Annotated in this window: 17 protein-coding genes and 1 tRNA gene; 9 read left to right on the plus strand and 9 right to left on the minus strand. The window is 70.9% G+C overall.

The genetic code is table 11. The features are described 5' to 3' along the window. The first annotated feature begins 22 nt into the window (after window positions 1–22). Together I4Q55_RS17650 and I4Q55_RS17655 are read left to right on the plus strand one after the other, a co-directional pair. A complete protein-coding gene (locus tag I4Q55_RS17650) occupies window positions 23–898 on the plus strand; it encodes a helix-turn-helix transcriptional regulator (RefSeq protein WP_206789053.1) in 876 nt (291 codons plus the stop codon). Window positions 899–1041: 143 nt separating this feature from the next. Beyond that, entirely contained in the window at window positions 1042–2262 is a 1221-nt protein-coding gene (locus I4Q55_RS17655; RefSeq protein WP_206789054.1) for an HNH endonuclease signature motif containing protein, read from the plus strand. A gap of 176 nt (window positions 2263–2438) precedes the next feature. Here the strand turns inward: I4Q55_RS17655 and I4Q55_RS17660 are convergent, their stop codons facing one another. Further along, window positions 2439–2783, minus strand: a complete 345-nt coding sequence (locus tag I4Q55_RS17660; protein WP_206789055.1) for a hypothetical protein — start codon at window positions 2781–2783, stop codon at window positions 2439–2441. A 66-nt stretch (window positions 2784–2849) separates the two neighbouring features. On the opposite strand from I4Q55_RS17660, the gene I4Q55_RS50185 reads away from it, so the two are divergent. Next, on the plus strand, window positions 2850–2984 hold the full coding sequence (locus tag I4Q55_RS50185; protein ID WP_277991924.1) for a hypothetical protein: 135 nt from the start codon (window positions 2850–2852) through the stop codon (window positions 2982–2984). 102 nt (window positions 2985–3086) lie between these two features. Next, complete coding sequence (locus I4Q55_RS17665) at window positions 3087–3770, plus strand: HAD family phosphatase (RefSeq protein WP_206789056.1); 684 nt, start codon at window positions 3087–3089, stop codon at window positions 3768–3770. Here I4Q55_RS17665 and I4Q55_RS17670 read toward each other — a convergent pair. Both I4Q55_RS17670 and I4Q55_RS17675 read right to left on the minus strand, forming a co-directional pair. Further along, window positions 3749–4180 carry a VOC family protein gene (locus tag I4Q55_RS17670; RefSeq protein ID WP_206789058.1) on the minus strand — a complete coding sequence of 144 codons (432 nt, stop codon included), beginning with the start codon at window positions 4178–4180 and terminating at the stop codon, window positions 3749–3751. The two genes, I4Q55_RS17665 and I4Q55_RS17670, sit on opposite strands and share 22 nt — an antisense overlap. A 101-nt stretch (window positions 4181–4281) precedes the next feature. Continuing rightward, window positions 4282–4461, minus strand: a complete 180-nt coding sequence (locus tag I4Q55_RS17675; protein ID WP_206789059.1) for a hypothetical protein — start codon at window positions 4459–4461, stop codon at window positions 4282–4284. A gap of 27 nt (window positions 4462–4488) precedes the next feature. On the opposite strand from I4Q55_RS17675, the gene I4Q55_RS17680 reads away from it, so the two are divergent. Beyond that, window positions 4489–5013: a hypothetical protein gene (locus I4Q55_RS17680; protein WP_206789060.1), complete on the plus strand. Its 525-nt coding sequence runs from the start codon at window positions 4489–4491 to the stop codon at window positions 5011–5013. Window positions 5014–5198: 185 nt separating this feature from the next. Here the strand turns inward: I4Q55_RS17680 and I4Q55_RS17685 are convergent, their stop codons facing one another. Genes I4Q55_RS17685 through I4Q55_RS17695 form a run of 3 tightly spaced genes read right to left on the minus strand, consistent with a single transcriptional unit; the run spans window position 5199 to window position 8014 of the window. Further along, entirely contained in the window at window positions 5199–6203 is a 1005-nt protein-coding gene (locus I4Q55_RS17685; RefSeq protein WP_206789061.1) for a hypothetical protein, read from the minus strand. Window positions 6204–6254: 51 nt separating this feature from the next. Then, window positions 6255–7019, minus strand: a complete 765-nt coding sequence (locus I4Q55_RS17690) for an endonuclease/exonuclease/phosphatase family protein (RefSeq protein WP_206789062.1) — start codon at window positions 7017–7019, stop codon at window positions 6255–6257. Beyond that, on the minus strand, window positions 7016–8014 hold the full coding sequence (locus I4Q55_RS17695) for a helix-turn-helix transcriptional regulator (RefSeq protein ID WP_206789063.1): 999 nt from the start codon (window positions 8012–8014) through the stop codon (window positions 7016–7018). The genes I4Q55_RS17690 and I4Q55_RS17695 overlap by 4 nt, the downstream gene beginning before the upstream one ends. Window positions 8015–8298: 284 nt before the next feature. Between I4Q55_RS17695 and I4Q55_RS17700 the strand changes: the two genes are divergently transcribed. After that, complete coding sequence (locus I4Q55_RS17700) at window positions 8299–8682, plus strand: hypothetical protein (protein WP_206789064.1); 384 nt, start codon at window positions 8299–8301, stop codon at window positions 8680–8682. 51 nt (window positions 8683–8733) lie between these two features. Continuing rightward, entirely contained in the window at window positions 8734–10353 is a 1620-nt protein-coding gene (locus tag I4Q55_RS17705) for a helix-turn-helix domain-containing protein (protein WP_206789065.1), read from the plus strand. A gap of 166 nt (window positions 10354–10519) precedes the next feature. Here the strand turns inward: I4Q55_RS17705 and I4Q55_RS17710 are convergent, their stop codons facing one another. Next, complete coding sequence (locus I4Q55_RS17710; protein ID WP_206789067.1) at window positions 10520–11347, minus strand: AfsR/SARP family transcriptional regulator; 828 nt, start codon at window positions 11345–11347, stop codon at window positions 10520–10522. 175 nt (window positions 11348–11522) lie between these two features. Between I4Q55_RS17710 and I4Q55_RS17715 the strand changes: the two genes are divergently transcribed. Then, on the plus strand, window positions 11523–14033 hold the full coding sequence (locus I4Q55_RS17715; protein ID WP_206789069.1) for an HNH/ENDO VII family nuclease: 2511 nt from the start codon (window positions 11523–11525) through the stop codon (window positions 14031–14033). An 11-nt stretch (window positions 14034–14044) separates the two neighbouring features. Continuing rightward, on the plus strand, window positions 14045–14437 hold the full coding sequence (locus I4Q55_RS17720; protein WP_206789071.1) for an ankyrin repeat domain-containing protein: 393 nt from the start codon (window positions 14045–14047) through the stop codon (window positions 14435–14437). Here I4Q55_RS17720 and I4Q55_RS17725 read toward each other — a convergent pair. Both I4Q55_RS17725 and I4Q55_RS17730 read right to left on the minus strand, forming a co-directional pair. Continuing rightward, window positions 14401–14913, minus strand: a complete 513-nt coding sequence (locus I4Q55_RS17725) for a putative sulfate exporter family transporter (RefSeq protein ID WP_307793239.1) — start codon at window positions 14911–14913, stop codon at window positions 14401–14403. The two genes, I4Q55_RS17720 and I4Q55_RS17725, sit on opposite strands and share 37 nt — an antisense overlap. Window positions 14914–15351: 438 nt before the next feature. After that, window positions 15352–15424: transfer RNA gene (locus I4Q55_RS17730), tRNA-Lys, on the minus strand. Window positions 15425–15474: the final 50 nt, after the last annotated feature.

Raw genomic sequence — 15474 nt, forward strand, 5'->3', positions numbered from 1 at the left:
ACCGGGAGCTACGGTGAGCGGCATGGAACAGCGGGCCGAGATCCGGGACTTCCTGGCGAGCCGCCGAGCGAGGCTGACGCCGGCCCAGGTCGGCCTGCCGACCAGCGGCCGCCGCCGCGTCCCGGGCCTGCGGCGCGAGGAGGTCGCGGTGCTGGCCGGCGTCAGCACGGAGTGGTACATCCGGCTGGAGAAGGGCCATATCAGCGGCGTGTCCGAGGACGTCCTCGAGGCGGTGGCCCGGGCACTGAAGCTGGACGAGGACGAGCGGACGTACTTGTTCGACCTGGCCAGGGCGGCCCGGCCAAGCCGCCGAACGCAGTCCCGCCGCAAGGACGTCCAGGTCCCGCCCAGGATCCAGTGGATGCTGGACTCGATGACGCTGTCGTGCGCCTTCGTCCGCAACGGCCGCCAGGACGTGGTGGCGAGCAACGCGCTGGCCTGGGCCATGCAGTCGCCGATATTGGAGAGCGAAACAGCCGCCGGCCGCGCCCACCCCAACATCGCCCGCTACATCTTCCTGGACCCGGGCGCCCAGACGTACTTCGTCGACTGGGACTCGGCGGCGGCGATCACCACGGCGTTGTTGCGAGCCGAAGCGGCCCGGGAGCCGCACGACCGCGCCCTGCGCGCCCTGATCGGCGAGCTGTCGACACTCAGCCCGGAGTTCCGCACCCAGTGGGCGGCCCACGACGTCCGCATCCGCCACGACGGGGCGAAGCGCCTGCGCCACCCGGAGGTGGGGGACCTGGATCTGACGTACCAGACGCTGGACCTGCCGATCGCCCACCGGGCCGTGCACGAGCTGACGATCTACACGGCCGAGCCGGGGACGGACTCGGAGGACCGGCTCAAGCTCTTGGCGAGCCTGGCGGCTTCCGAGTCCCAGACTGCCGACTAGGGCTGGGGTGGCAGTGCCGATTTCTCACGCTTCGGTTGTCCTGCCGTGGTTTTCGGTGTTCTCGGGTGCGGACAGCGGCTTTACCTTTTGTTCCCACCGCATCGAGTGATGACCCTGTGTTCGATCGCCGGTAACTTGGAGACATGACCAACGACGCGACCCAGTCCCCCGAGGCGGTGGCTCTCGCCGACCGCCTCGGCGAACTGGTCGCGCGCATGCGGTCCGCTGAAGCGGAACTTGGTGCGGTGCTGGTGGAAATCGAGCAGCGGGGTGTGATGGAGCTGTTCGGCTACCGCTCCGCCGCCCGCCTGCTGGAGCACCTCGCCGATATGCCGAAGCCGGCTACGGAACGGCTGATCAAACGCGCCCGCCTGCTCAACCCCGGCCGCAACCTCGACGGCAGCCCCATCCCCGCACTCGCGCCCGCCACCGGTGTTGCGGCCCGCGCGGGACGGTTGAGCAACCCGATGATCGACGTGATCACCTCGGTCCTGAGCCAGGTCCCGCCCGAGCACTGCGTGAGCGCCGAGACCAACCTGCTGGCTTTCGCCGAGGAGGCCGGGCACAAACAGGTCGCCACCCTCGGTGCCCGCATCCTCGCCCCCGACGGCCCCGCACCCGACGACACCGAACCCGTGGTTCCCACCCGGGAACTGTTCCTGCGCCGCAAAAGAACCGGGATCTGGGAACTGAGCGGCCGGTTCGATGATGAGACCGGCACCCGCGCCCACGCATTGCTGGATGCTTTGGCCGAACGCCGCACCGGCGACGAGGGTCCCGACTTCCGCACCGCCCCGCAGCGCTACGGCGATGCCTTCTCCGATGCCGTTGACCTCGCCCTGAATTCTCCGGAGTTGCCGATGCAGGCCGGGGAACGAGCCCACGTCATGGTCGCGGTGTCGTTGGAGGATCTGAAGTCCGGTGTCGGCAAGGCCACCCTCGGCGACACCGGCACCATGTCGGCCGCCGAAGCCCGGGTGCATGCGTGCGACGCCATGATCATCCCCGCCGTCCTCGGCGACAAAAGCGAACCGCTGAACCTCGGCCGACTCCGCCGGTTGATCTCCGCCGGACTCCGCCGCGCCCTGTTCCTCCGGGACCGGGGCTGCGCGTTCCCGGGCTGTCATCGGCCACCCCGGCACTGTCAAGGCCACCATGTTCGTCACTGGGCAGACGGTGGCCCCACCGATCTCACCAACCTGGTGCTGATGTGCGCCCACCACCACCGGCTATTGCACCGCTCAGGGTGGGAAGTCCGCATCGCCGCCGACGGCCTCCCCGAATTCCTCCCACCGGTATTCATCGACCGGCGCCGCAAACCCAGGCGCAACAACCTGCACGAACCACTGCCATTCGCAGCCTGAACACGGGAAAGGCCCGCAGCCCAACGGCTACGGGCCTACACCCATGAGCGCACCACAGCCCACCTGTTGATCGCGGCGGAAACCGCCTGACAAAATGAAAGGCCCTTTCGGTCGTGACGATCAGCGCTCCGGAATCTCCGCCTCCTGGAAGGCTTCACGCACCAGCTTCGGCAGTTCTACCCGCACCGCTGCTTGTAGTCCTCGTAAACCCAGAACATGTAACCACCAACCTGCGCCCGGTCGCCCAGCTGCGCCCAGCGCTTCCGGCGCTTCTCCGCCTGCCACTTCCCGCTGCCCTCGACCTCCGGGCTGTCGTGCGTCCCCGGCACCGACCATGTCCCGTTCTCCGTGATCAGGATCGGCTTGCCCAGGTACGCCGCGGCGACCGCGTCGAACGCCGGGTCGTTGGTGGTGCTGGACGCCCACGTCACCGGGCGGCGCCGCGGGTCCACCGCGCCCACCGCCGCCTTCGTTTCCGCCGGCCACGCGCGGTACGTCTCCTTGTCCACTTCGGACTGCATTCCGCAGTGCCCACATCACCACCGACGGGTGGGGTCGGCGACCCCTCCTGCACGCGGTTGAGCCACATGTTGCCGCAGTCGTCCAGCACCAGCATGCCGTGCCGGTCGACGCCGATCGCGGCCATCCCGCCCAGCTCGGTGTCGTACTCGGCCGGTGTCATCGACGCGCCGTGCGCGGCCCGGCGCCTGCTCCATCAGTAGGGCGCGTCGCCGCCGAGCGAGCGTTCGTGCGGGTCGGGGTAGGAGTCGTCGGAGATGACGTCCTGGTGGCCTCGGCCCGGCGGCGGACGGTAACTTCGAGTCATGGTCATCCGAGCGGTGGTGTTCGACATCGGCGGGGTTCTGGAGATCACCGGGCCCATGGATTTCACGCGGACGTGGGAGACCAAGCTGGGCCTCGCCCCGGACGAAATCCGGAGCAGGCTCGCCGACATGTGGGCGGCCGGCGCCATCGGCGGGGTGACGGAGGCCGCCCTGCGCGAAGCCACCGCCGAGCGGCTCGGCATCGCCACCGCCGAGGTCGACCTGATGATGGCCGACTTCTGGACGCAGTACCTCGGGGTCGCCAACACCGAGCTGATCGGTTACGTCCGCGGGCTGCGGCCGCGATTCCGGACGGGCATCCTCAGCAACAGCTTCGTCGGCGCCCGGGAACGTGAGCAGGCGGCCTACGGCCTCGAGTCGCTGGTCGACGACCTCGTGTATTCGCACGAGGTCGGGATCAGCAAGCCGGAGGCCCGCATCTACGAGCTGACTTGCGGACGTCACGGGGTAGCGCCCGGCGAACTGGTCTTCGTCGACGACCTGGAGGTCAACGTCGCCGCCGCCCGGTCGCTGGGCATCCACGCGGTGCACTACCGGGACAACACCCAGGCGATCGCCGGCATCGAGGAGATCATCGCCGCGGAAGAAGGCGGCCTGCGCCCGGGAGACATCGCGGCCAGGCCGGTGACAAGCGAGGGCGGTCAGTCCTCGGTGGCCGGGTGAGCGCCGCGATTGCGGGCCAGCACGTCGAGGTAATGCGGGTTGTAGGTCAGGCTGAGCACATTCCCGAACGGATCGACCACCGAGGCACTGACGAACCCGCCCTCGAAAGTCGTCTTCGGCTCGTGTTCGACGGCCCCCATGTCCGCGAGCCGCTTCAGTGCGGCGTCGATGTCGTCGACGTGCCAAGCCACGGCCACCCCGCCCGGCCGGTCGGGGGAGGCCGGGGCGTAGCGGCGGTCGAGGATGCCGAGCTCGTGCTCGTAGTCACCTACGCGGAACTCGACGTAGGCGGGGTTCTCGGCGTCCGGGCGCAGGAAATACGGCTCGATGCCGAGCAGGTCCGCGTACCACCTGGCGGCGGCCCGGACGTCGTCTGCGACATAGCCGGCGGTGGCGAGTCCGCGCAACATGGAAACTCCTCTTCCCCGGGGACAACGTGACGACGACGCTATCGGCGGTATAGGTCACTTTCCGTCCTCCAAGCGGACGGCGGCCAGGCTGATTCCGGGAATCAGGCGCCGCCGAACTCCGAGAGCCGCCGCCGGCTGCGTTCGGCCTCCGTGGTGCGGTGCTGGGTCGAGTAGAGCTCGGCCGCCCGCGTCCACGCGGCGCGGGCCTCCTCGTGCTCGCCCAGTGCGACGTGGACTTCGCCGAGCTGCTCGAGCGTGGTGGCTTCGGCGTTACCAAACAATGTGAATCCGGAGCGAGGAGAACAGCGATGACGACGAAACGCCTTGTCGCACTGGCCGTTGCGGCCTTCGCGAGCCTGACGCTGACGACCGTCGCCGCGGCCCCGGCCCAGGCGGACGAGGTGTCGAGCTGCAAGAGCGGCCAGAACCGGACCATCGCCCTGCCGGGCAAGACCGACGTCGTGGTCTGGTCCGACGTCTGCACCCGCCGCGACCTCACGCACATCAAGCCCTACGGCGACATCACGTGGGAGTACGCCGGGCCGCCGCTGGGCGCCGTGGTGCGCAAGTTCCACCACTTCGAACAGGAGATCCGGCTGGAGCGCCGGTCGTGCTCGTCGTGCGGCGACACCGTGGTCCAGCGGTACACCAGGGACCTGACGGCGTTCATGAACCGGGAGTACGAACCGGGAAGCTGGAGCGGCTACACCGGCAACTGGGCGACCATGGCCACCGGCTACTTCTATTCGGCGGACGTGACGATCCGGTACGACATCCAGGACGACGGCGCGGGCCAGATCAGCTGGAACCTGACCGGATCGCCGCTCATCTGACCTGCTGAGAAGCTCGCCACGATGTCTTGACGCAGCCAGGTATGGGAGCGCGGTCGCGACTTCCACCGCAGCCACGGTGATGGCGAGGCCTGCGGTGGCGAGGTAACCCGTCACCTCCGTCGTCGCGGTCCGGGGCGTGGAAACAACTTTTCGGACCCACCGGGCGAGGCCGGCGCCGGAATCGGTCAGCGCGGCGGTCCGTCCACGACGGGTGCCAGGTGGGTGCGGTAGGTGGCGGCATCGGGTTCGGTGTGGGCGCGGTCCGACTGGATGCCGCCGGATTTCGGAACCAGGATCGACGGCGGGCACTCCGCCGGGACGTGATCGGGTCCCGGGCCGTCGATCCGGAAAGACCCGACGTGGCGGGCCGTCTGTGCCTCGTAGACCTCCACCAGGTACCGCCCCTGGTAGGTCGCCCGGTGGTAGTCGCCCTGGTAGTCACAGCCCTTGATCGCCGGGCCCTCCCCGATCAGGACCGCGCAGCCGACGAGCTGGACCGTGGCCACCTCCGTGTCGGGGACCGGTTCGTAGTGGCTGAAGCCCGCGGTGTCGAACACGACCGCCGGGTGCGGGGCGGCGCCCTCGTAGGCCGCGGTCCGGCCGAACGAACGGCCGCCCTCGCACATCCGTGCCAGCTGGGCGACCTTGAGCGGGCGCTCGCCCAGCAGGACGTGGGCCGCGATCGGGACGGCGGCGAACCAGGTCGCGGCGGCCGTCGCGAGCACCGTGACGGTCAGGCCGGTGATCCGGCGGCGGGTCCAGGTGCCGACCGCGGCGCGCCGCTCGATCGCCGCCCGCAGGTCACCCGCGCAGCACACGCCGTGCGCCGGGACGTCACGCGCTTCGGCCCAGGTGGCGGTCCGCACCGAGCCGCGCTGCCAGGTGACCAGGCCGCCGTGCGCGACGCCGACCCAGCGGCGGCCGCCGGAGACCGGGCCGACGTGGCCGACGAGGTAGGTGAGTCCCGCGAGCGCGGACCACAGCAGCAGCGGCCACTGCCAGGTCGTGACGGCTTCGGACAGCATGATGAGCGTCGCGATCCCGGCGGGGACGCTGCCGATGGCGACCACGACGCCCAGCCCGGTCACCACGGCGCCCCCGCCGTGCCCGCGGTGGATCCGGACGAGCTCGCCCAAGCCGGCGGACCGCGCCGCTTCGGCGAGCTTCCGGCGTCGCTGTCGTGGTTCCATCCCCGCCCCCTCGCCTCATGATCGTAGGCGACGGGACCGGAACCGCGGCGGTCAGCGGGTCAAGGTGACCCGCCAGGCGGGGTGATCCGTCCCCGGGATCGACGTCCTGCCGGAACTCGCGAACCCGAACGCGCCACCGGCGATGATGTGCTGGACGCTGCCGTCGCCCTTGCGGAACGAGCCGGCCGGGACGCAGGCCTGCGCACTCGGGTCGCCCGGGTACCGCAGGTTGAGGTCCCCGCCGAACACGGTCGCGGGTCCGTACTTCGTCAGCAGTGCCTTCAGCTCCGCGCACTGCCGTTCGACCGCGGGCAGCTTCGTGGACAAGTGGGTGGTGCAGGCGTTGACCGTGCCGAACTTCGCGCACAGATAGGCCCGCTGCTCGCGCCCGCCGTCCTGCGCCGCGTAGTAGCCGCCTTCACGCGCCTGCAGCCCGCCGACGTCCTGCCTGACCAGCACCGCGATGCTGTATTCGCCCCGGCCGCCGGTGCACGGCAGCGGTTCGGTCCGCCCGTCCTGCAGCTTCCCGACCGCCTGCCGGACCAGCGTGTACACCCGGCCCGACTGCGCCTGCACGTCGTCGGCCAGCTTTGCCGTCTCGGCGGAACAGACCTCGTTCAAGGTCACGACGGCCGGGTTCGCCGCGACGATCGTGCTCGCCGCCTTCGCCATCGGGTTCGTCCCGCCCTGGTCGAAGCAGCCGGCCACGCCGCTGCGGCAGAGGTTCAGCTGCAGCACGGTGAAGTCCGCCGCCGCGGCGGCGGCCGGCGCGCTCGTGCCCAGGAGGAGGGCGGCCACCGCGAGTACCGATTTCATGCCAGGCTTCCTTCCGGTTCGGATCCGAGGGGCGATTCGGCGGACAGCAGGGCCACGCCGAGACGGGTGAGCCGGTGCACGATGGCGCTTCCCTGCCGTTCGCTGGTGACGAGCCCGGCCGCGCGCAGCACGGCCGCCTGCTTGCTGGCCGTGCCGATCGAGGTGCCGAGGCAGGCGGCCAGCTTGCTGGTCGTGCGGGGAACGCGGAGCACGCCGAGGCTTTCGGCCCGGGTTCGCCCGAGCAGCGCGACGAGCCCCGCCGATCCGTCGCCCGGCCGGGCGACGATGTCCCGCGCGGGGTAGATCAGGACCGGTGGCAGCTCCGGGTCGATGAGCGTCACCGGTCTGCCCGCGCAGAAGTAGCTCGGCACGAGTGTCAGTCCTCTTCCCGCGAGCCGCACGGTTCGCGAGGCCGGGTACGCGACGTCGAGCAGTTCGCCGTCCCAGCGGCGGACGCCGGGGATGCCCTTCAGCAGCGCCCCCACCCCGTCCCTGCCCAGCACGCCGACCCGGGCCGCCCGGTCGGCGCCGACGGTGTCGCGCACGTGGTGCAGGCACGGCGAGATCAGCAGGTCGTAGGCGGCACGGAGGGCACCGACGACCGTGTGGAGCTGCTCGCGATCGCCCGCCGCGAGCCGGCGCACCCAGTCCGGCGCGGTCGTGGTGAACACCTTCTTCAGATCGGTCAGCAACCGCGGGCGCGGGGTACAGGCGACCTCCTCGCAGCCGCTTTCGACGTCGGTGGCCCGGCCCGGCGGGGTGAGGAAGTCCGGGAAGCCGCCCCGTGCCGGGACCAGCGTGAACAAGGTCTTCAGCACCCGGGCTTCTGGGCGCGCGGCGAGCCTGGCGCGGTACCCCCACGCCGCGTGGCGCGCCGAAACCGGGTTCTCCCGCAGCCGGTGCAGGCTCAGCACGAGCTCCCACATCGGATCCGGTGCGGCCGCCACCCGGACCCGCAGCAGATCGTCGCGGTCGAAAACCATGCGCAAAGTCACGTCACGTCCCCCTCTGGACGGCAGCCGCCTCCCCGGCGCAACCCAAACCTGTCCGGGCCGATCCGGGCAAGCAGCGCCGCCGGATCCGGGACGCTGAGACGAGATCACGGCGCTGACCAGCGGGAACGCGGCCGCGTGGGATGTCCGGGAGCTGCGTCCGGTGTCCTGGGGCAGCCGATGTTTTCCCCCGGCGGAAAAGGGATGGTCCGGCCCGCAGTGCGTCCGCGACCTTTGTGGACGTCGCGAAGGGAACGCGGCGAGTGACTGACGAGGGAGGAAACAGCATGGGTACCAGGATGCGAACGGCGGCGGGGATCGTCGGCGTGCTGGGGGCGCTGGCGCTGGGCTTTCCGGGCACCGCGAGCGCGGCGGCTCCGGGCGGGAAGATCTGGGTGAGCAGCTACAACGCCAACAGCGCCAAGGGCTACGCGGAGGACACCGCGTCCGATGGCTACTGCGTTCAGGCGAGGCTCACCTGGTTCGGGTCCGGCGGCAAGCAGGACACCGACTGGTCGGAGCAGGCCTGCCCGAAGGGGGAGAAGGCGCACTTCGAGAAGGCACCGGGAGACGGGACGCACTGGAAGGCGACCAGGCTCACCGTCGAAAAGTGCTTCATCAAGGACGGCAGCAGTGACTGCACGAAGGTGTTCGACGAGTCCCTCGGCTGAGCTTCGCCCCTTGCGCCCCGTGAGATCATCGGGGCGGAAGGGGAGGCACGGTTGGGGGAAGACGCCCGAGCCCTGGCGGAGCTGCTCGAGGAGCTGAAACGCCGTAGTGGCTACAGCTACGAACGGATCGGCGTCAAGACCCATCTGAGCCGCTCGACGGTGCACCGCTATTGCCGGGGCAGCAGCCTTCCGGCGGCTTTCGGGCCGCTGGAACGCATCGCGACCGTCTGCGGCGCTGATCGCGGCGAGCTGTCGAAGCTCTACCGGTTGTGGGAACGCGCGGACGTGGCACGCGACAACGCGGCCACGTCCGCGCCGTTCGCACCCGAGCCGGTCCCGGCTCCGGAGCCGGTCTCCCCTCCGCTTCCGGAGCCGGGTCCCGGCCCGGCCCCGGTCCCCGTCGCCCGGGGGCGGAAACGGCGGTGGTCACTGCTGGCCGCCACGCTGGCCCTGGTCACGCTGGTCGGCGCGAGCTCGTTGCCCACGGTGACCGCCGAACCGCCGCCGGCGAGGCGGATCCTGGCTCCGATGTGGACCCTCCGGCCCCAGCCGGTGGCGCGGGAACTGCTGGGGGTGACGGTGAGCAGCGCGACCGGCATGATGCCGGCGTTCGGCGTCGGCTCGGTCCGGTTGTGGGATTCGCGGACGCGCTGGCAGAACATCGAGCCGGCGCGGGAGCGGTTCGACTGGTCGACCCTCGACGGGCTGGTCGAAGGGGCGCGCAAGGCGGGCTTCCCGGTGCTGTTCGTCTTCGGCGGAACACCGCGCTGGGCCAGTCCGAGCGCTCCGCCGACGGCCTACCCGGACGGCTCGAGGGCCGCGCCCCCCGACGACCTGGCGGACTGGGATCGCTTCGTCGGGAAGGTGGTCGAGCGCTACCGCGGTCGCATCGAGGCGTACGAACTGTGGGACATGGCCAACCACCCGAAGTTCTTCACCGGCCCGGTCGAGCGGCTGGTGGAGATGACCCGGCGGGCGAGCCGGATCATCAGAGCGGCGGATCCGGAAGCGACGGTCGTGTGCCCGTCGATGGGACAGCTCGCCGAGCCCGCCTCCCGCAGGGTGCTCGAACGCTTCGGCGAGCTCGGAGGTTACGAGAGCTGTGACGCGGCGGCGGTCAAGCTGCACGCCCGGCGCGCGGCCGACCCACCCGAGACCATGCTCGCCATGGCCGACGAGCTCGAGCAGATCTTCCACCGGACAGGCGGGCACGCCAACCTGTGGAGCACCGGAACGGACTTCGAGACGCCGTACCAGCCCCCGGTCGACCCGGACACCGCGGCCGACCACGCGGCCCGTTTCTACCTGACCGGTCTGTACGCCCGCTACCAGCGCATGTACTTCTACAGCTGGGGCAGCGCACGCGTGCCGATAGTCCTGCAACCAGCTGGCGGCCCACCCACAAAGGCGGCGGCGTACGTCGAACGGCTCGGCCAGTGGCTGGCCGGCGCCCGGATCACCTCCTGCCGCAAGGGAGCACAGGCCGGTTTGCCGGAGAACCTCTGGCAGTGCGATTTCGAACGGAACGGCGAGCGGTTCCGGATCTGCTGGACCCACGAAGGCACGGCCCGCCTGCCGGCATCGGGCCCAGCCGAGCGCCTGGACGGCACCCGCGTCGAAACCGGCGAGATCACCGGAACCCCGGCACTGCTGCGAGCGGCAAGCAGCTGACGGCTCACGCCCGGCGCCGCCACAGCGCGCCGACAAGCACCACAGCCACCAACCCGGCGCCGACGACGGCCGGCGCAACGATCACCGAGATCGTCGAGCCGGACAGGGAAGGCGGGTCACAGCTGCTCAGGCCACATCCGTCCGACGTTCTGTTCGTCAGCGGATCTCACACGTGCAGTGGCTGCGAGGACATCGACGCGGTGGGTGGCCGGCTTCCCGCGGCGACGGGGAGCTGCCACGGGCGATCGCCGGTGCTGCCCAGCAGGACGTCGCGGTGGGTGGCGGCGAGCGCGGCGCCGGGTTCGACACCCAGTTCGCGGACGATGATCGTGCGGGCCCGGCGGTAGGCGGCGAGCGCCTCGCCGCGCTGACCGGATTCGGCCAGTGCGCGGACCAGGCGGGCCCAGATCTGTTCCCGCAACGGGTCTTCGTCGAGCAGGTCGTGCAGCAGCGGCAGCGCGTCGAGGTGGCGGCCGAGTGCGTGGTGGGCGTCGGCCAGGTCCGCGCGCAGCTGGGCGTGGAGGCGTTGCAGCCGGGCGGTTTCAGTGCGGGCGGCCGGGGTCCGGAGTTCGTCGAACGGCGTGCCGCGCCACAGGCGCAGTGCCGGCGTGAGCAGTTCTGCTGCGCGCTCGGGGGTTCCGGCGCGCAGTGCCCGGCGGGCCCGGTCCCCGTCGTGTTCGACGCGGTCGGCGTCGACCTGGCCGTGGTCGACGACGACGCGGTAGCCGCCGGGCCTGCTCTCGATGCGTGCTCCGCTCGCCGCGGGGGCCAGGGTGGCGCGCAGCCCGCAGACGTAGGACTTGAGGTTTCCCCGTGCCGAGGCGGGTGGGGTCCGATCCGGCCAGGCGGCGTCGATCAGCCGGTCCACGCCGACCCACTTGCCGCGCTCGAGCAGCAATGCGGCGAGCACGGCGGTCGGCTTGCCCGGCTTGATCGCGAGTTCCCGCCCTCCGGGCGCGTGGGCTTCGAGCGGCCCGAGGATGTGGAACAACATCCGGCGTCCCCCTGTGCGTGTGTTCTGCGGTGCGCAGAACGAGCATGCCGGGACCGGCCTGAGGATTCCGTGACAGTGGCTTTCCGCCGGGTGGGCGTCGCCGGTGAATCGGCGCTGAACCGTCGCTGAACCGGCCCCGTGCAGTGTTGCCCGGGGCGAAAGGGGAGTGACTGGCATGGCGTCGGACAAGGGTGTCGATGTGCCGCGTGTCGTGGGTCAGGTGACCGGCGGGGCGGCGTTGGCGGTGTTCTTCGGGCTGGCGACAGCGGCGACGGCGAACGCGAAGGACGTCCACGGATTGGCGCCACAGCGTGCGGTGCTGCACCCCTCCTGTCTCGAGGGCAAGGGCGGTTGCTCCCCCGGCGGCCGCGAGGCGGCGGCGCGGAAGAAGATGTCGGACCGGGCAGTCGAAGCCGAGTCGTTGTCGAAATTCAAGGCGGAGCCGGCGGAGAAGAAGCCCACATCGGCGGAGAAGAAACCCGCCTCGCGCAAGAAGCCGAGCGGCAGCAGCGCGAAACCGGAAAGCAAGCACGAAGACAAGAACGACGATCGGCGGAAAGACAAGGACGGCAGGGACGAGGAGAAGCACGAGGACAAGAACAGGGACAAGGACAGGGATAAGGACAGGGATAAGGACAAGGACAAGGACAGGCATAAGGACGAGGACGAGGACGAAGACGGCGGCAAGAAGGACGATCGGCGGAAGGATTCCGGCAAGCGCGACGACGAGGACGACCACCGCGACGAGCCGGTGAAGCGGACCAGTCGCGCGAGAACCGCGCAGGCACTTCCGGCCACCTCGGTTCCGCGGTACCCCGCTTCCCGCTCCGGGAAGTCCTCGGCGAGCGCGAGAACCGTTCCCGTCGGCTGGTCACCCGGAAGTGATGAGGAAGTCCGCGATGCGGTGAGCCGGGCGCTGGCGTCGCTGGCCGATTCCGTGGCGCGCAACCCCGAGGCGGCGGCGGGTGTGGCGCTGGGCAGCGGCATGATGGCCACCGGGGGATCGGCGGCGCTCGTGGGCGGGGGCCTGACGGCGACCGGTCCGGGTGCGGTCGCCGGGGTGCCGATGACGCTCGGCGGCGGCACGGTGGCCGGCGTCGGCGCGGCCATCGCCGGGATCGGCGGTCTGCAGATCGCCTTGGACGCGCTGGGGCACTACGACGCCGGAACGCCGGTCGTGCCCGCGCCGGCGCCTCTGGTCGGCAGCCCACCCGCGCAGCCGGGGCTGCCGAGCGTGGTTTCACCGGTCCCGCCGACGTCGATGCCGACCCTGCCGCCGGGCGCGCCCGGCCTGATGCCGCCAGAGCCGCCCCCTCGGATCCCGCCCGTGGTGCCGGGCCTGGGCGAGCAGGAGCCGGGCGTCCCCGGGGCGCCGTCGCCGCGAGACCGGCCGGAAACGCCCGGCTCGCCGGAGCGACCTGGTCGCCCGGACTCGCCACCGGCGGATCCGGACTCCCCGGTACCGGACTCGCCGGGCCGGTCCGGTGGTCCGCGGCCGTTGCCAGGAGACCCGGACTTCCCGGGCCAGTCCGGGAGTCCGCGGCCTGCGCCGGTGGATCCGGACTCGCCGGGCCGGTCCGGGAGTCCGCGGCCTGCGCCGGTGGATCCGGACTCGCCGGGCCGGTCCGGGAGTCCGCGGCCCGCACCGGCGGATCCGGACTCCCCGGCCCGGCCCGTGCGGCCGGTGCCGCTCGATGCGCCGCAGTCTCCCGAGCCGCCCGGCGCGCCGGCTCCCCCGGAGCGGCCCGAGCGCGTCCGGCGGGATGCACCGCTGGCTCCGGTGGTGCCCTTCGCACCCACCGACGGCGAGGAGTACCTCGCCCCGCCACGACTGCCCGGCCGGTCGACCGCGACCAGCTCGCCGGAGACCGAAGGCGGCGACTACGACAGTGCGGACACCGCGGAGTCCGGCCCGTCCGCGGAAAAACCTCGCACCGCGGACGCGAAGCGACCACCCACCACGGGCCGGCCTGCCGGCTCCGGCGCGGGATTGGGCGAGATCGGCACACAGCTCTCAGGCGTCCTCAGCACGACGGACGAGGGCCGCCGGGCGTTGAGCCAGGCGGGCGATGCCCTCTACGACGCGCACCTGTACCTCCTGCAGACGCTGGAGGGCTCGACCGACCCGGGAACGCAGGAGGCCCTGGACCTCATCGCCACGGCCCGGGCGGGCATCGAGGACGCCCTGCGGCTCCCGCAGCTGGCCGACGCCCGGATCCGCGAGTACCGCGACAGCCTCGGCGTCAGCACTGAAGCGAGCACCGCCGCCGGCGGCAAACCCGCACCGGCGGGCGACACGAAACCGGGCGCCGGCCGGCAGCCGACGGAGCGCGGCGGGCAGCTCCGGCACCCGGACGGGCGGTACCGGACCGATCCGGACCGGCCTGTCACCGATTCGACGTACCAGCGGGTCACCTTGCGCGAATCCACGAAACAGGCGATCCGCGACGAAGCGCCGAAGACCTCTGATGGGGACTACATCGACCCGAACACCGGTCAGGTCATTCCGGCAGCGGGGCCGTTCCATTACGGCCACAGAAAGAATTATGAATACTGGCGAAATCGCGATCGGGCGCAAGCCGACGGGTGGTCGCGCGGGGAGTTCGTGGAGTACGAGAACGACCCGAGCCACTACCAGATCGAGGACCCGTACAATAATCTGAGCCATCGCTTCGAAGAGCACTAGGGGAAAACGACATGGTCGACCGACAAGGACGCTCGGAGTTGCACTACAGCGCGCTGGAGGGCACCGGCGAGCAGGCACGGGCGCTCCTCGCCGCCGGTGAAGACCCCAACCTGGGCGACCGAGACGGCTTCACGCCGCTGCACATGGCCGCCGAGGAGGGCAACCTCGAGGTCGCGACCGTGCTGCTGGACGCGGGTGCTCAAGTCGATCCGGTCAACAAGTACGGGAATTCGCCCCTCTTCGTAGCGGTTTTCAATTCCCGGGGCCGCGGCGAACTCATCAAGCTGCTCCGACGGCATGGAGCCGATCCGCGCAAAGCGAACGCATCCGGTCAGACTCCGGTCGGGCTGGCGCGGCTGATCGCGAACTACGACGTCAAGCAATTTTTCGAAGACGTCGAATGACTTCCGGATGGGTCCGGCGCGTCTCTCGATTCTTTCCCGGTGCAATTGGGGTCAGCGTGCCCCGGTGACGGCCTGCAGCGCGAGGCCGGTGGCGGCGACGGCGATCCACAGCAGGCCGCCGAGCAGCAGCGGCCGGGCACCGCGTGGCGCATGTCCGCCGGGCGCAGGGAACGCCCGATGCCGGACAGGGCCATGGTGGTCACGAACGTGCCCAGCGTCGACAGCGCGGGGTGCCAGGAACCGGGAACGACGCCGAGGCTGTTGAGCGCGGCCGCGGCGATGAACCCCAGCAGGGACAGCGGGACGATCCGCCGCCACGGCCGCGTGCGAAGGCTGAACCCGGGACCGGCCTCGCGGCGGGTCTGCAGAAACGCCGGCGTGGTCACGACGGGGATGAGGGCGAGCGTCCGGGTGAGCTTGACGACGATGCAGTGTTGGCTGGCGTCACCGCCGTAGACGAAGGCGGCCGCGGTCACCGGCGAGGTGTCGTTGATTGCCGTGCCCGCCACTGGCCGAAGGCCTCCGGGCTCAGTCCGAGCGGGGTATCGCCGCGGACGCCGGGTCAACGGCCGAGGAGCAGGCGCCGCCGAGCATGACCGGCAACGATCGGCCGCCGACCTGGAGCACCTGCCGCAGTGACAGGCGGTGCCGAGGACGACGACGGATAGCTGCACCGTGCTCACGGCGGACACCTGCACCAGCGTCCTGCCCTGCCTGGCGCAGCAAGCAGCGGATGCCACGGTGGCACTCGTCCGGCGCGCCGGGTGCCGGCGCGGAGCCAAGATCCGCGAGCACTGCTGGTGACGGCCAGTCACTGAACCGGGGTGACACGTCGGCTGCACATACGAGCAAAGCCCACCGACAGCGACCCTGAAATTGCAGGGAAACCGTTGGTGGGCTTTGCTTTCCGACTGTGCGCCATCAGGGACTCGAACCCCGAACCCGCTGGTTAAGAGCCAGCTGCTCTGCCAATTGAGCTAATGGCGCCGGTGTCTGCCGGAGGCTTCCCTCGGCGACGTGGAAAACATTAGCACCCC

The sequence above is a fragment of the Amycolatopsis sp. MtRt-6 genome, from assembly GCF_017308975.1.
GTDB lineage: Bacteria > Actinomycetota > Actinomycetes > Mycobacteriales > Pseudonocardiaceae > Amycolatopsis.

Bases quoted from the DNA above. Each gene is read 5' to 3' on its own strand.
- I4Q55_RS17650 (WP_206789053.1), top strand. From the start codon at position 23: ATGGAACAGCGGGCCGAGATCCGGGACTTCCTGGCGAGCCGCCGAGCG.
- I4Q55_RS17655 (WP_206789054.1), top strand. From the start codon at position 1,042: ATGACCAACGACGCGACCCAGTCCCCCGAGGCGGTGGCTCTCGCCGAC.
- I4Q55_RS17660 (WP_206789055.1), bottom strand. From the start codon at position 2,783: ATGCAGTCCGAAGTGGACAAGGAGACGTACCGCGCGTGGCCGGCGGAA.
- I4Q55_RS50185 (WP_277991924.1), top strand. From the start codon at position 2,850: ATGTTGCCGCAGTCGTCCAGCACCAGCATGCCGTGCCGGTCGACGCCG.
- I4Q55_RS17665 (WP_206789056.1), top strand. From the start codon at position 3,087: ATGGTCATCCGAGCGGTGGTGTTCGACATCGGCGGGGTTCTGGAGATC.
- I4Q55_RS17670 (WP_206789058.1), bottom strand. From the start codon at position 4,180: ATGTTGCGCGGACTCGCCACCGCCGGCTATGTCGCAGACGACGTCCGG.
- I4Q55_RS17680 (WP_206789060.1), top strand. From the start codon at position 4,489: ATGACGACGAAACGCCTTGTCGCACTGGCCGTTGCGGCCTTCGCGAGC.
- I4Q55_RS17685 (WP_206789061.1), bottom strand. From the start codon at position 6,203: ATGGAACCACGACAGCGACGCCGGAAGCTCGCCGAAGCGGCGCGGTCC.
- I4Q55_RS17690 (WP_206789062.1), bottom strand. From the start codon at position 7,019: ATGAAATCGGTACTCGCGGTGGCCGCCCTCCTCCTGGGCACGAGCGCG.
- I4Q55_RS17700 (WP_206789064.1), top strand. From the start codon at position 8,299: ATGGGTACCAGGATGCGAACGGCGGCGGGGATCGTCGGCGTGCTGGGG.
- I4Q55_RS17710 (WP_206789067.1), bottom strand. From the start codon at position 11,347: ATGTTGTTCCACATCCTCGGGCCGCTCGAAGCCCACGCGCCCGGAGGG.
- I4Q55_RS17715 (WP_206789069.1), top strand. From the start codon at position 11,523: ATGGCGTCGGACAAGGGTGTCGATGTGCCGCGTGTCGTGGGTCAGGTG.
- I4Q55_RS17720 (WP_206789071.1), top strand. From the start codon at position 14,045: ATGGTCGACCGACAAGGACGCTCGGAGTTGCACTACAGCGCGCTGGAG.